General features: G+C 68.7%; 15 protein-coding genes. 7 read left to right on the top strand and 8 right to left on the bottom strand.

The annotated features are described in order from the left end of the window. Positions 1-28: 28 nt before the first annotated feature. The gene (gene nadE / locus AUC47_RS01065) at positions 29-847 is read right to left on the bottom strand and encodes an ammonia-dependent NAD(+) synthetase (RefSeq protein ID WP_096713377.1); all 819 of its coding nucleotides are present in this window, start codon (positions 845-847) and stop codon (positions 29-31) included. 112 nt (positions 848-959) lie between these two features. Between nadE and AUC47_RS01060 the strand changes: the two genes are divergently transcribed. Beyond that, complete coding sequence (locus AUC47_RS01060; RefSeq protein ID WP_096713376.1) at positions 960-1,517, top strand: phosphorylase family protein; 558 nt, start codon at positions 960-962, stop codon at positions 1,515-1,517. Between the two features lie 3 nt (positions 1,518-1,520). On the opposite strand, the gene AUC47_RS01055 is transcribed toward AUC47_RS01060, so the two are convergent. The 3 genes from AUC47_RS01055 to AUC47_RS01045 form a co-directional block, all read right to left on the bottom strand. Then, positions 1,521-4,526, bottom strand: a complete 3,006-nt coding sequence (locus AUC47_RS01055; RefSeq protein WP_096713375.1) for an AAA family ATPase — start codon at positions 4,524-4,526, stop codon at positions 1,521-1,523. A 15-nt stretch (positions 4,527-4,541) separates the two neighbouring features. Continuing rightward, a complete protein-coding gene (locus AUC47_RS01050) occupies positions 4,542-5,696 on the bottom strand; it encodes an exonuclease SbcCD subunit D (protein WP_096713374.1) in 1,155 nt (384 codons plus the stop codon). A gap of 133 nt (positions 5,697-5,829) precedes the next feature. Continuing rightward, the gene (locus AUC47_RS01045) at positions 5,830-6,138 is read right to left on the bottom strand and encodes a GNAT family N-acetyltransferase (protein ID WP_179297472.1); all 309 of its coding nucleotides are present in this window, start codon (positions 6,136-6,138) and stop codon (positions 5,830-5,832) included. Between the two features lie 327 nt (positions 6,139-6,465). On the opposite strand from AUC47_RS01045, the gene AUC47_RS01040 reads away from it, so the two are divergent. The 3 genes from AUC47_RS01040 to AUC47_RS01030 are packed head-to-tail and all read left to right on the top strand — an operon-like array spanning position 6,466 to position 8,400. Then, positions 6,466-7,158: a winged helix-turn-helix domain-containing protein gene (locus AUC47_RS01040; protein ID WP_096713373.1), complete on the top strand. Its 693-nt coding sequence runs from the start codon at positions 6,466-6,468 to the stop codon at positions 7,156-7,158. Positions 7,159-7,208: 50 nt separating this feature from the next. Then, on the top strand, positions 7,209-8,165 hold the full coding sequence (locus AUC47_RS01035) for a DNA-3-methyladenine glycosylase family protein (protein ID WP_096713372.1): 957 nt from the start codon (positions 7,209-7,211) through the stop codon (positions 8,163-8,165). A gap of 37 nt (positions 8,166-8,202) precedes the next feature. Next, entirely contained in the window at positions 8,203-8,400 is a 198-nt protein-coding gene (locus tag AUC47_RS01030) for a hypothetical protein (RefSeq protein ID WP_096713371.1), read from the top strand. A gap of 19 nt (positions 8,401-8,419) precedes the next feature. On the opposite strand, the gene AUC47_RS01025 is transcribed toward AUC47_RS01030, so the two are convergent. The 4 genes from AUC47_RS01025 to AUC47_RS01010 form a co-directional block, all read right to left on the bottom strand. Continuing rightward, entirely contained in the window at positions 8,420-9,175 is a 756-nt protein-coding gene (locus AUC47_RS01025) for an iron ABC transporter ATP-binding protein (protein ID WP_096713370.1), read from the bottom strand. Further along, complete coding sequence (locus AUC47_RS01020; RefSeq protein ID WP_096713369.1) at positions 9,172-10,203, bottom strand: iron chelate uptake ABC transporter family permease subunit; 1,032 nt, start codon at positions 10,201-10,203, stop codon at positions 9,172-9,174. Before AUC47_RS01020 ends, AUC47_RS01025 begins: the two co-directional genes overlap by 4 nt. Continuing rightward, positions 10,193-11,206: an ABC transporter permease gene (locus AUC47_RS01015; protein ID WP_096713441.1), complete on the bottom strand. Its 1,014-nt coding sequence runs from the start codon at positions 11,204-11,206 to the stop codon at positions 10,193-10,195. Before AUC47_RS01015 ends, AUC47_RS01020 begins: the two co-directional genes overlap by 11 nt. A gap of 130 nt (positions 11,207-11,336) precedes the next feature. Beyond that, on the bottom strand, positions 11,337-12,335 hold the full coding sequence (locus tag AUC47_RS01010; protein WP_179297471.1) for an ABC transporter substrate-binding protein: 999 nt from the start codon (positions 12,333-12,335) through the stop codon (positions 11,337-11,339). 97 nt (positions 12,336-12,432) lie between these two features. On the opposite strand from AUC47_RS01010, the gene AUC47_RS01005 reads away from it, so the two are divergent. From AUC47_RS01005 to AUC47_RS00995, 3 genes are all read left to right on the top strand, one after another. Beyond that, on the top strand, positions 12,433-13,200 hold the full coding sequence (locus tag AUC47_RS01005) for a siderophore-interacting protein (RefSeq protein WP_096713367.1): 768 nt from the start codon (positions 12,433-12,435) through the stop codon (positions 13,198-13,200). A gap of 31 nt (positions 13,201-13,231) precedes the next feature. Next, on the top strand, positions 13,232-13,633 hold the full coding sequence (locus tag AUC47_RS01000; RefSeq protein WP_096713366.1) for a VOC family protein: 402 nt from the start codon (positions 13,232-13,234) through the stop codon (positions 13,631-13,633). Between the two features lie 128 nt (positions 13,634-13,761). Further along, positions 13,762-14,070, top strand: coding sequence for a heat shock factor-binding 1 family protein (locus tag AUC47_RS00995; protein WP_256999389.1), 309 nt, complete (start codon positions 13,762-13,764; stop codon positions 14,068-14,070). Positions 14,071-14,281 lie beyond the last annotated feature (211 nt).

The raw sequence follows: 14,281 nt of genomic DNA, 5'->3' as shown, positions 1-14,281 counted from the left end.
ACACGGGACCTCCGTCGCGCAGGGCCCGTCAGCGCCACCAGGTGTCGTCGGGCGTCACCGGGAGGTGCCGCTTGTGCTGTGTCGCGAGGTACCTGGACTCGATACGCCCGGCGACCTCGGGATCGACGTCCTGACCCTCGAGGAAGGCGTCGATCTGCTCGTAGGTGAGGCCCAGTTCGTCCTCGTCCGCGCGGCCGGGCTGCCCGTCGAGCAGGTCTGCCGTCGGCACCTTGTACGCGAGTCGTTCCGGAGCGTCGAGATGCAGGAGCAGAGAACGCCCCTGCCGCTTGGTCAGGCCCGAGAGCGGCAGGATGTCGGCCGCGCCGTCACCGAACTTCGTGTAGAAACCCGTGACGGCCTCCGCCGCATGGTCGGTGCCGATCACGAGCAGTCCGTCGTGACCCGCGAGCGCGTACTGGGTCACCATCCGCAGGCGCGCCTTGATGTTCCCGCGGTTGAAGTCGGTGATGTCGCTCGTGACCGCGAACTCGATGTCTGCCTCGACGCCGTCGACCCCGTTCTGGATGTTCACCTCGACCGACGCGTCGGGCTCGATGAACGCCAAGGCAGCGGCCGCATCCTCTGCATCGTGCTGCACCCGGTACGGGAGTCGGACGGCGAGGAACTTCGCCTCCCCGCCTTCGGCGCGCACGCGCTCGACGGCGAGCTGAGCCAGCCTGCCCGCCAGAGTCGAATCCTGGCCGCCCGAGATGCCGAGGACGAATCCCTTGGCTCCGGTCGTGCGCAGGTAGTCGACGAGGAACTGCACCCGGCGTTCCACTTCGGCTTCCGGTTCGATCTCGGGCTTCACGCCGAGCGCTTCCGCGATCTGCTGCTGCAGGGTCATGGCGGTCCTCCGGTCTGGTCGACATCAGTATCCTCCCCCAGTGTTACATCGGAATGACGTGCGGGGCGCGGAGCCGCGGCGAGCCGTCTGCGGGCAATGGGAGAATGCAGGGGTGAGACTTCTCGTCGCCGCGATGGCATCCGAACTCGAAGCATTCCCCGAGGCACTCGAGGGGTTCGATCAGCTCGTCACCGGCGAGGGCAAGATGCAGGCGACCTACGCACTGACCCGAGCGCTGTCCGCGAACGATTACGAGGAGATCGTGGTCGTGGGCACAGCCGGCGGTATCGACCCTGAGCTGGACGCCGTGGTGCACGAGATCGGCAGCGCGCTGCAGCACGACGTCTTCGACCTCGAGGGCGTCGCCGGACAGCACGTGTCCCTGCCCGCTCGCGTGTCGACGGGCCGGGAGGGCGTGCTCATCGCGACCGGAGACAGCTTCGTCGGGGATGCGGGGATCACCGCGGTCATCCGCCCCTCCGGTGCCGGGCTCGTCGACATGGAGACGTACGCGTACATCTGGGTCGCGCAGCAGTTCGGCGTGCCGATCCGCGCGTTCAGAGCGATCTCGGATCGTGCCGAGGACGGCGCGCTCGTCGACTTCCGCGCGGCGATCGCCCGGTGCAGCGTGATGCTGCGCGAGACCGTGCGCCAGGAGTACGGGGTCTGACGGTCAGCGGGTCTCGATGATGCTCGGCCCGTTGGGCGTGGCCCGCACGGACAGTTGAGCCGGGATCTGCTCCTGCATCGCTTCGACGTGGCTGATGACGCCGACGGTTCGGCCGCCCTGACGCAGCTCGTCGAGTGTGCGCATGGCGACGTCGAGCGTGTCGCCGTCGAGTGATCCGAATCCCTCATCGATGAAGAGGGTGTCGAGACGGATGCCGCCGGCTCGTGCCGTGACGACCTCGGCGAGTCCGAGAGCGAGCGCGAGCGAGCTCAGGAAGGTCTCGCCACCGGAGAGCGACTGCGCGGGACGGGTCTGACCCGTGTAGGCGTCGAACACGACGATGCCCAGGCCGGACGCGGCACCCCGCGCGGCGAGCGCATCGGAGTGGCGCAGCTGGTACCGCCCGGTGGACATGTCGGCCAGGCGACGATTCGCCGCCTCGACGATCTCCTCGAGCTCGGCTGCCAGCACGAAGGTCTCGAGCGTCATCTTTCGGGTGTTCGCGCCGCGGCCGGCCAACGCGTCTGCGAGCCCCCGCAGCACCTCGAAGTCGGCGGCACCGGCGGCACTCCGCGCATGCGCGGAGGAGGCCGAGTCGACGAGAGCCGTGAGCTGTTCCACGGTCGCGGCGGCGCGCTCCGCCTCGGCGACGGCTGTCGACCACAGCGCCCTCGCCTCGGTGGCGCGGCGCTCGACCGGGTCGAGGTCGATCGGTTCCTCGGGCAGAGTCCGCAGCTCGAGGTCGAACAGGATCGCGCGTTCCTTCTCGCGTTCGACGGCGTGCTGGGAGACACGTGCTTCCAGTTCGGCCTGCACCGCCGGTGTGCGGAGGGCGGCCTCGGCGGCGTGAGCATCGTCGAAGACCGAGGCGTCGAGCGCGGTCGTCAACTCCTGCGCGGCCGACGTCGCGGATCGGGTGCACCGCACTCGCTCATCGGTCGCCTCGATGAGCTTCCGCGCGTCGGCGACCTCGCGTTCGGCGGCGGCGATCCTCCTCGCCACAGACGGGAAGTCGCCGCGAGCCTCCGAGACCGTCGAGGCCGCCTCGGCCAGGCGCTGCTCGATCACCGCATGTGCCTCCCGGGCCGCGGCGAGAGCGGCCGAGGCCGACTCCCGCTCACTCTGGAGGCTGGCGATCCGCGCCGACAGCTCGACGACCCGTCGCTCCAGGGACGACAGGCGCTCAGCGGCAGCGAGGCTCTGAGCATGCTCCTCGTTCGCTCGGGTCAGCTCCTCGGTCGCCTCGCGGACGTCTCTTCCATCGGCACGACTGCTCGCGGCTGCCAGCTCGACCCGCAACGACGAGACCTTCTCGGCAGCGTAACTCTCCGCATCCGCGGCCTCGTCGCGACGGGCCTCGGCGGCGATGATGTCGTCGGCGGATACGGGATCGGAGTGGTCAGCCGGAGCGGGATGCTCGTGAGCGCCGCACACCGGGCAGGCCTCGCCGTCGACGAGAGCGCTCGCGAGCTCACCTGCGAATCCGTCGAGGCGCCGCTGCCGCAATCGCGCGAGCTCCGTCTGCCTCGTCGCCAGAACGGAGCTGGCCTCGGCCAGGTCTTGCTCCGACGCAGCGCACTCGGCGTCAAGCCGCACGACGTCGTGCGCGGCCGCCAGACGCGCAGTCGCCCCCTGCAGAGTCGCAGCGAGGTCGCTCGCCCTGTCCGCGATGCGACGGAGGTCGTGCCGCTCGACCATCGTCTCGTCGAGCTGCGTCGGAAGGGACTCCCCCTCTGCCTCGATCGAGGCGAGTCTCTCCGCCGCGTCCGCGACCTCCTCGGCAGCCCGACCCCGTTCAGCCTCTCGCTCCGCCGCGGATCTCTCGAGTTCGTCTGCGCGCGCCCAGGTTCCTGTCTCGCGCGTTCGCTCGGACGCCCACGCGGCGATGTCGTCGGTGTCGACCCCGTGCGCGCTCCACTCGCGCTGAGCCCGCTGCTCCCTCTCGAGGGCTTGTTCCAGGGCGGCCTGCGCACGCGCTGCGGCCACGATCGTCGTCCGCAGCGTCTCGGCCTCACGCGCTCGGACCAGCTCCTCACGCGCTGCGGTGATCTGCGGCTCGATCTCCTCGAGGCGGTCGAGCGCCCGCCTCGCACGGTCGCGCTCCTCTTGCGCGCGGCGCTCTTCCCTGGCGCTGTTAAGCGCGGCATCCGCCGTCGAGGACCGGGCCTCGGCGTCGTCGCGTTCGGCCGCTCGGCGCTCCGCCCGGTAGTCGGCTCGCGCTCGCGCGCGGGCGAGCTCGTCGAGCCGTTCCTCGGTCGTGAGCGAGCGAGCGGGGGTCGCGCCGTCTCCGCTCTGCGACTCGCCCTCGACGCCGTCGCGCTCCTCGTTCGCGAGGCCCGCGCTGCGGACGAGCCGCTCGGCCTCGTCGAGTCGCGCCGCGACGACGGCGAGGCCGGAGGACAGTTCCTGCTCGGCGGCGCGGCGACGCTCGTCGAATCGGGCCTGCACGTCTTCGAAGCGCTCGGTGCCGAACAGCCTGCGCAGGAGTGCCTGGCGCTCACGACTGCCCGCGAGGAGGAACTCCGAGAAGCGGTTCTGTGCGAGGAGGATGACCTGCAGGAACTGCTCACGGCTCAGTTGGAGGATGTCGTCGAGCTCGTATGCCGCCTCCCGCTCCCTGGCGGCGAGACCGATCCACTCACCCCCGACGAGGGCGTCGAGCTGCACGGACGAGGCCTGCACCGTCAGACCCCCACCCCGCTTCTTGGGTCGCTCGTACTCGGGCGATCGGCGGACCCGGTAGCGCCCGGCCGGTGTGCTGAACTCGACCACGACCTCGGTGACGTCGTCTGGTTCGCAGTGATCGCTGCGCAGGCGCTTGTCGCCGCCGTCGTAGCGGGGCACCCCGCCGTAGAGCCCGAAGCACACCGCATCGAGGATGCTCGACTTGCCCGCGCCCGTGCGTCCTTCGATCAGGAAGATGCCGTCGTCGGCGAACGCGTCGAAGTCGACGACCTGGCGTTCGCGGAAGGGGCCGAACCCTTGGACCTCGAGTCGATGGAGCTGCACCGGGATCCTCCCGCCTCAGACCAGCGCGTCGGCGCGCACGCGGTCGTCGAGGACCTCGCGGATCAGTTCACCCTCGCGCTCGGTAGGACCGTGCCCCCCACGGACGTGCTCGAGGAACGCATCGATGCGCTCGGTGTCCGACACCGCCCCACGCAGACGATCGACGTAGGTGCGCGGCGTCTGATCGCCGACCTCAGCCGGCTGGTGCTGGACCATCGCGCAGAACGGGAAGTGCTCGCGCAGGCGGCGCATCGGCTCGGCCTGAGCGATCGCGTCGGTATACACAGCGCACACCCAGTGATCGGCGTGCGCCTCGACGTTCGCTTTCGAGAGGATCTCGTCGAGTGTGCCTGTGATCGTGACCAGCGGACGCGGCACGGGGAGGTCGAGCCATTCCGCGCCGGCGAGACCGTCTGCGTCGATGTCGACGAGCCACGACCCGCGCGGCTTGCTCTGCTCGCCGAAGCTGTAGTGCAGCGGCGCTCCCGAGTAGCGCACACGCTCACTGACCTGCTGCCGTCCGTGGATGTGACCGAGCGCCACGTAGTCGGGTCCGTCGAAGACGGAGAGCGGCACGACGTCGAGTCCACCCTGGCGCACCTCGCGCTCGAGTCCGACAGTCGCGTCGACCCCCGCCGAGAAGCAGTGGGAGATCGCGACCGACCGACCGGGATGCGCCCGCATGCCCCGGCGGACCAGGTCCATCGCGTGGGCGACGGTCTGCGCCTGCGTGCGCAGCTCGGCATCCGGCCAGTGCTGGCGGACGATGGCGGGCTCGAGGTACGGGATGCCGAAGAAGTGCACCGGTCCGTGTTCGTCTTCGACCGTGATCGGCGTCCCGATCGCCCGGGGATCGGTGAGCACGTGGATCCCGTCGCGCAGCAGCCGCGCCTGGAACCCCAGGCGAGCGGCGGAATCGTGGTTGCCGCTCGTGACGATCACGCGGGCGCCCGTGTCACTCAGGGCGACGAGCGCGTCGCTGAGCAGTGTGTAGGCCGCGCCGGCCGGGGTCGCGGAGTCGAACACGTCTCCGGCGATCACCACGACGTCGACGTCGTTCGCGCGCACCTGCTCCGTGAGCGCTTCGAGGACCTCGGCCAGGGCGTCCATGGTGGAGTTGCCGTGGAACGTGCGGCCGATGTGCCAGTCGGAGGTGTGCAGGATGCGCATACTCACACGGTACGAACCGCCACCGACATTCGCTCAGAGGCGTGCCGCCGACAGCGCGCACCGGATCGGGCGGCGCCGCCGAACAGCAGATCTCGAGCGGGCTCGCGTAACACGGCGTCACACGACACGACGTTCATCGAGAGCGCAGGAGTCCCGCGTGCTCGGGGTGCGCGGAGAACCAGTCGGCGACGTACCAGCACACCGCATCGACCTTGCGATCACCCCGCGCCTCGATGTCGGCGACGGCACCCTCGACGACGGTCCCGGCGTAGCCGTGGCCCCGGAAAGTCGGGATCGTGAAGGCTCTCGTGAGAGCGATGGTCCGGCCGTCGTCGCGGTAGTCGAGCACGCTCACGAGCTTCCCGTCACGAGTCAGCGTGTACCGCGAGGCGTCCTTCTCATCGGTGAGGATGAATCCGGAGGCGAGTGTCGAGGTGGTCACCCCGTCCACGTTACGCCCGCCGCGCCCATGGGTCGCCGTTTTGACACACGGGGACTTCTTCGGACATAATCCCTCCCATGACTACCAACGCAAGCCCCTTGTCCGCCCAGGAGGCGAACGGGACTGCCGGGATGATGATGCCCGGTCGCGTTGGCATGTGTTGCCGAATGTGTCGCTGAACGAACAGCCACTCCGTCTGACCTGACCTTTCGCGATCTGCGGGGTCCGGGTCTCCGAGCATCCACCCTTGCTCGCTCCTCCGGCTCGCCCGGTCATTCATGCAACGCATCAGAGCCTCCCGGCTCACGTCCTGAGGACTTCATCATCATGTCGAACACCGCACTTCTCGAGCGTCCCTCCACCGCAGCCGCCCCGGCCTCCGCCGCCTCGGCCACGCTCGCCGCCGATCTCCCCGCCGTCCGCTCCCCGCGCGGCTTCGCCCTCTACGTCGGACTCGACGAGATCAAGGCCGCCGAAGCCGGCGTGAGCCTCCCGCTCCTCGTCGACGCCCTTCGCCGCACTCTCGCCGAGCTTGCACCCGGCGCCGAGACGCACGCCACCGTCGCTCTCGCGCCGCACGGCTCCGGCGGACGCGACCTCGATGTCGTGCGCCTCGCGCTGCACGAACCGGGCGCGATCGCCCGCACCAAGGCGGCCGCCGAGGAGGAGAGCACCGACGAAGAGGGCGGTGTCGTCGTCGACATCTCCCGCAAGCGCGTCCTCATCGACGGCGAGTCCGCCGCCTTCACCTACAAGGAGTTCGAGCTGCTGCAGTACCTCGTGCTCCGGGAGGGCCGCACGATCGAGCGCAGTGAGCTCGTGTCTGCTCTCTGGCAGGCGCAGGACGACGAGACCCCCGGCGAACGCACGATCGACGTGCACGTTCGTCGTCTCCGCGCGAAGCTCGGACGCTACGAGGACATCGTTCGCACGGTGCGAGGCATCGGCTACCGCTTCGACCGCCACGCCGACGTGGTGATCCGCTACGGCCACGGAACGCCCTCGCCCGACCGCTTCTGATCGGCGCCCGCGCGCGCCCGGGTGTCAGCCCCGCCGCGTAGGGTGGGCGCATGACCCTGACGCAGGATGCCGCAGCCGCCGAGGCGGCCGCTCACCCTCGTCGGGAATCGGTGTACCGACCCGGTCACCCCGTCGACATCCGACGCACGGTCGGCATGCTCCGTCGCGGCCCCGGCGACCCGACGATGGTGTTCGACGGCGCCGTCATCTGGCGCACCGTGCGCACCTCGCGCGGAGCGGCCACCCTTGCACTCCGTGCCGTCGGCGACGAGATCAGGGCGAGCGCCTGGGGCGCCGGCGCCGACGAGGCACTCGAGACCGTGCCCGCCCTGTGCGGCGCGCACGACGACCCCTCGGGGTTCGACCCCTCGCACCATCCCCTCATCGCGGAGGTCGCGCGGCGGTCTCCGGGTATCCGCCTCGCCAGGACGAACGAGGTCTTCGACGCGCTCGCCTGCGCCATCCTCGAGCAGAAGGTCACCGGGCTGGAGGCCTTCCGTGCCTGGCGCCTGCTGGTGACGAAGTTCGGCCACCGAGCGCCCGGCCCCACTCCCCGCCCCATGTACGCGGCGCCCACGGCATCCGAGTGGCACCGCATCCCCTCGTGGGACTGGCACCGTGCCGGTGTTCAGCCCCCGCAGTCCAAGACGATCGTACGAACTGCCGCGCGTGCCGACTCGCTCGCTCGCGCGTTCCGCGCCGCGACGACCGGTGACGACCGCGATCGTGTGCTCACGAGCCTCCCCGGCATCGGCGTGTGGACCTCCGCCGAGACCCGACTCCGCGCGCTGGGCGACCCCGACGCCGTGAGCGTCGGCGACTACCACCTCGCTCACGAGGTCGGCCACGCCCTCACCGGCCACCGCACCGACGACGACGGGATGCTGGAGCTGCTCGCCCCGTGGGCGGGTCACCGGCAGCGTGTGATCCGCCTCATCTTCGCCAGCGGCGTCAGTGAGCCGCGCAGAGGTCCTCGACTCACCCCCGCCGACCATCGCCGGCATTGACCGCGTGCACGACGCGCGACGGATCTAGGCTGAGACCATGTCACGAACCGCGCTCCGCGCCTCCGTCACCGTCGGTCTGCTCGTCGCCGGGGTCGTGATCGGTCTGGTGTTCCAGAACGTGTGGCTCGGCATCCTGCTCGCCGCGATCGTCTGGCTGGGCTGGTTCCTCGGCTACGAGTCCCGTCGGGGTCGCAACGCCGGTGTGAACGACGAGGACCACGGCATCGAGCTGTGACGGCCGACGGTCGCCGCGCTCAGTGGTAGACGGCGAGCGGACCGGACGGCCCGTCGATCACCCGCACCGGGGTGTCGAACACCCGGGTGAGCACGTCGTCGGTCATGATCTCGGCCGGCGTCCCGAACTCGACGATCTCCCCGTCCTTCATGGCGCAGATGCGATCGGCGTAGTGCCCCGCGAAGTTGATGTCGTGCAGCACGATGACGATCGTGCGCCCGAGTTCCTCTGCGGCACGGCGCAGGTGCTTCATCATCTGCACCGCGTGCTTCATGTCGAGGTTGTTGAGCGGCTCGTCGAGCAGCACGAATTCGGTGTCCTGCGCCAGGACCATCGCGACATAGGCGCGCTGCCGCTGGCCACCGGAGAGCTCGTCGAGGAAGCGCTGTTCGAGATCGGTCAGCCCGAGGAAGTCGATCGCCTCCGAGATCCTGTCCTCATCGACCTGAGTGAGTCGCCCGCCCGAGTGCGGGTAGCGCCCGAAGCCGACGAGCTGGCGGACCGTGAGCCGGGTGACGAAATGGTTCTCCTGCCGGAGGATCGAGACGATCTTCGCGACCTGCTTCGACGGCGCGCGATGGACGTCGACGCCGGCGATCTGCACCGTACCCGCGTCCGGAGCGAGCAGCCGACCGGCCATCGTGAGCAGGGTGGACTTGCCGGCACCGTTCGGACCGATCAACGCGACGATGCCGCCGGCGGGCAGATCGAGCGAGATGGGCCCGATCTCGGTGTCGCCGCTGTAGCGGTGGACGAGATCGCGGATGCGGATCACAGTCGCCCCTTTCGGAGGATGACGATCAGGAACACGAGTCCGCCGATCAGCTCGACGATGATCGTGACGGCGCTGACCAGGGTGAACACGTGCTTGAGCAGGAAGTAGGCGACGCCCAGCGTGACGTAGCCCAGCAGCCAGGCGACGGGGAGCAGCAGGCGGTGATCGTAGGTGTCGGCGATGGCGTAGGCGAGAGTGGCGATGAGGAAGCCCAGGAACGTCATCGGACCGAACAACGACGTGCTCATCGCCGACAGCACGGCGACGAGCGTGAGCACGAGCATGACCTGTCGCTTGTGATTCAGCCCCAGGTTGGTGCTGACGTCACGGCCGAGCGCGATGAGATCGAGGCGACGCGCGAGCATCCAGATCGCGCCGCCCGCAGCGAGACAGACCGGGATGACGAACCACAGGAAGTCCGTGTTCGCGTTCGTGATGCTGCCGAACAGACGCGCCGCGAGCACGTCGAACTCGTTGGGGTCGAGCATCTGCTGCAGGAACGTCGAGAGGGCGCCCATCCCGGTGCCCAGGATGATGCCGATCAGCAGCATGACGTGCAGATTCCCGAAGCGCCCGGAGAGCAGCCAGGAATAGAGGAGGACGGCGAAGAGCACCATGAGTGCGGACTGCAGCAGGAACCGCGTGAAGGGGTCGAATCCCGAGAGTCCCGTGACGCCGAAGAAGAACACGATCGCGGTCTGGATGAGCACGTACAGCGACTCGAATCCCATGATCGACGGGGTGATGATGCGGTTGTTCGTCGCGGTCTGGAATGCGATCGTCGCGAACGCCTGGCAGAAGGTCACGACCGCGATCACGAGCACCCCGGAGATGCGCATGCGCGAGATCCGCAGCCACCGCTCGCTGAACGGCAGGTACGGATTGTCCCAGCACAGCAGGAGTGCGGTGACGATCACCGCCCCGACGATCAGCGCGGCGAGGACGAGGCGGTACCGCCGGCGATGAGCGGGATCCGCGAAGGATCCGGTGGTGCGTGGGAGCGGACGGATGCCGAGGTCAGCGGACACCGGTCCCCCTCCGCACCCGAAGCAGCATGACGATGAAGACGATCGAGCCGACCACACCGAGCACGAGTGAGATTGGCACCTCGAACGGCATGATGATCGTGCGCCCGATGAGGTCGCAGACCGTCACGATCCAGATCCCGGTGAGGAAGACCCAGGGGAGATTCGAGCGCAGATCGTCTCCGCGCACCATCGCCACGAGGTTCGGAACGATGAGCCCGAGGAACGGCAGAGCGCCGATGATCACCGTCACCACACCGGTCGTCATCGCGACCAACCCGACACCGAGCAGCACGACGCGCTCGTAGTGGAGGCCGACATTCGTAGCGATGTCGCGCCCCAGCCCGGCGACGGTGAAGCGATCCGCGGCGACCACGACGACGATGCAGACCCCGAGCACGATCCACAGCGGCTCGTAACGGCCGATCTCGATGCCCGTGAAGCGGCCCATGAACCATCCGCCGATCACCTGCAGGAGGTTGAAGCGCAGGGCGAGGAACGTCGAGACGGCGCTGACGACGGCGCCGAACATGATGCCGACGATCGGCACGATCAGCGAGGACTTCAGCGTGACCCGACGCAGGAAGGCGAAGAACACGAGCGTGCCGAGGAAGGCGAAGACGATCGCGATCGCCATCTTCTCGATGACCCCGGACGCCGGCAACAGGATGTATGTGACGAGAAGACCCAGTCCTGCCCATTCGGTCGTGCCGACCGTGGTCGGCTCCACGAAGCGGTTCTGCGTCATGAGCTGCATCACGAGACCCGCCATCGCCATGCTCGCCCCAGCGAGGACGAGCGATACCGTGCGCGGCACACGGGTGATCCAGAGGAACTCCCGCCCCTCGCCGTCGGGAGCCGTGATGTCGGCCACCCCGGTGAAGATCGACACCGCGATGAGGCCCAGAGTCAGTACCCCGGCGAGCAGTAGCGGCCAGGTGCGTGCCCAGCGGGAGCGGGCACGTCGATGCGATGCGGTGCCCGCGAGCGCGTCGATGTTCGTGATGCGCCGAGGCGGCGGCTCAGCGGGGATCGTCGAGGTCACAGGTGTCTCCGTACGGGTGCGCGCCGCTACCGCGTCCAGCGGGCGGGGTAGCGGCGCGCATGCGGCGTCAACGCGTCAGCGCGTCAGCGCGTCAGGCGGACTCGAACAGCTCGGTGAGTCCGTTCAGGACCGCGACGTACGCGAACACGTCCTCGGTCAGGTAGTAGTCGGCGGGCATCACGGTGATGGCTTCGTTCTGCACGGCCGGGACTTTCGCGAGCGCCGCCGAACCGGTGATGAGCTCGAGTGCGGGAACCACGGTCTGCCCCTCCTCCGACACGGCCGCGTCGCGGTCGAGCACGAGCAGGTAGTCCGCGTTCGCCTGGGCGAGAGCCTCGAGGGAGACGTTGTCGCCGGTGTGGTCCGTCGTGCCCTCGGCGTCGAGCGCGGGGGTCATCCCGACCAGATCGAAGAAGATGCTCGCACCGCGCCCGTCGGTCGGGTTGGAGTAGTTGATCTCGCCGCCCGAGGTGACCAGGCCCATGACCGTTTTCTCGGGGTCGTAGGCGTCCTTGGCCTCGTCGAGCGCGGTGTGGAAGTCGTCGACGAGGGCGTCGGCCTCCGCCTTCCTGTTGAAGACCTCGCCCAGGAGGGTGATGCTCTCGACGACGAACTCGTCGGCCGACTGGTCCGCGGGGCCGGTCATGTCCAGGAATGCGGCGTCGGGCGCGGCATCCTTCACACCCTGCGCGTTCTCCTCGCTGCTGAACCGGTAGCCGTTGACGACCAGGTCGGGGTCGGCCGCGACGATCTGCTCGAAGTCAGGCTCGGTGTGCAGGCCGATGTTGAGGATCTCCGACGAGTCCTTGAGCGGGTTCTCGGGGCTGAACAGGTCGAGCGGTGCGACCGTGACGGGGAGGTCCCAGTCGGCGGCGAGCTGGAAGAAACGGTTGTCGGTGATCGCGACGCTGTCGGCGCTCTCGATCGTCACCTCGTTGCCCGCCATGTCGGTGACCGTGACCGGATAGTAGTCCTCGGATGCGGCCGGTTCCTCGACGTCCGAGGCGTCGGACGTGGCAGCGCAGCCGCCGAGGGCGAGCACGGCGACGAGGCCGAATCCGACAGCGGTGAGCGTTCTGGGCATGGACATGGAGGGACTCCTGTTCTGCGGGGACATCGCGCTCTCGGCGCGGAATGGGCAGGGTTAGGCTGACCTAACCCTCACCAGCATAGGTTAGCCTTACTTTATGAGCGACACGCAATCAGGCTTCTCGATCGAGCGCCGCGGGCTCGACCTGCGGTTCCGCACCGTCACGCTCTCCTCCCGCGAGTGGCTCGCGCCCGACTACGTGCGCGTGCGCCTGACAGGCAGCGACCTTGACGGCTTCACATCGCTCGGGTCCGACGACCACATGCGGCTGTTCTTCCCCGCGGGTCCAGTGGACTCGGTCGAGGAGATGCGGGCTGCGCCGAGCCGCGAGTACACGCCCCTCGCGTGGGGAGACGACTGGCTCGACGTGGAGTTCGCGGTGCACGGCGACGCGGGCGTGGCGGCACCGTGGGCGGCGAACGCTCCCCTCGGGTCGTCGATCGGCGTGGGCGGACCGCGAGGCTCGGCCGTGATCCACGGCGAGCCCGCATCCTGGTTCCTCGTCGGCGACGAGACGGCGATCCCGGCGATCCGTCGCTTCGCCGCGCTCATCCCCGAGGGTGCGCCGGCGCGCATCATCATCGAGAGCGTATCGGTGCAGCACGAGGTCGACATCGATTCGCCCGTCGAGGTCGAGTGGCTGCACAGGGGCGCTGCGGCATCCAGCTCGGCCCTGGTCGCCTTCCTCGAGGGGCTGACCGAGGCGGATGCGGTCGGCGACGACCCATTCGTCTTCGTCGCCGCCGAGCAGTCGATCGTGAAGCCCGGCCGCGCGCTGCTGGAGCGGTGGGGCGTCGATTCCGGGAAAGCGGTCGTCAAGGGCTACTGGAAGCGCGGCGAAGCCGAGTATCACGCTCCCCACTGACACCGGCGCGGCGCCCTGACAGACTGGCCGGATGGCTCTTCTCGATCACCTGGGCATCACCGTCGACGACCTCGAACGCGGACGGACGCAGTTCCACCCCGTGCTCACCGCTCTGGGATACGTGAGCGGAGGGGAGGACGACCACTCGATCTCCTGGAACAACGGAGACGAGACCGAGATCATCCTCTACGTCTGGGATGAGGACTCCGAGCCGCATCGGCACGGGCGCATCGGCTGGCAGCACATCGCCTTCGCCGTCGACTCGCGCGACGAGGTCGATCGTCTGCACCACATCGCGAAGGATGCCGGCTGGACGGTCGTCCGCGAGCCGAAGGAGTACCCGCGGTACTCGGCTCGCTACTACGCGTCGTTCGTCGAGGATGCCGACGGCATCCGCATCGAGTTCATGCACAACCCACCGCGGGAGAGCTGACGCGCCGACTCTCTCTGCACCGTACGAGGCTTCGGTCACCTCTCCCCCGCCAGTGGAATCCCGGAATCCGTTGTCGCGGACACATGTCAGACTCGCCTGATCGATGCGACGATCGGGGGATGGGGATCATGAACGATGCGCAGACCTGGACGATGATCGGCGTCGTCAGTGCTCTGCTGTTCGGCATGATCGGCGTCGTCTCGACACTCTTCGTGAGAATCCTGCGCGCCGAGATCGGCGGACTCCGAGGCGAGATGAATGCGCGCTTCGAAGCCGTGGACAGCAGATTCGACGCGGTCGACAGCAAGTTCGACTCCGTCGGCAGCAAGTTCGACGCCATCAACAGCCGCATCGATGCCATGAGCATCCGCATCGACGGGCTCGACCGGGACGTGCAGGCGCTCGTGAAACGAACCTTCGGACTCGACCGCGAATGACGCCGAGGTCACGCCGACGCCGCTTGACGCCCGGGCGTGTCGTCCCCTACTGTGGCAAAGCTGTGCCGATCGGCGCAGCACGCCAGCCGAGGAGACGACGGATGACCGCCCCGCGGAATCTTCCCATCGCAGCGGTGTCGATGTTTCAGCAGAAGCACGACGACCGCTACGAGTCGTACCCTCCGGCGCGCGCCGTGTGACAGCATCCGCT

The sequence above is a fragment of the Microbacterium sp. SZ1 genome, assembly GCF_002362255.1.
Classification (GTDB): domain Bacteria; phylum Actinomycetota; class Actinomycetes; order Actinomycetales; family Microbacteriaceae; genus Microbacterium.
This window is presented reverse-complemented; position numbering and strand designations above follow the sequence as displayed.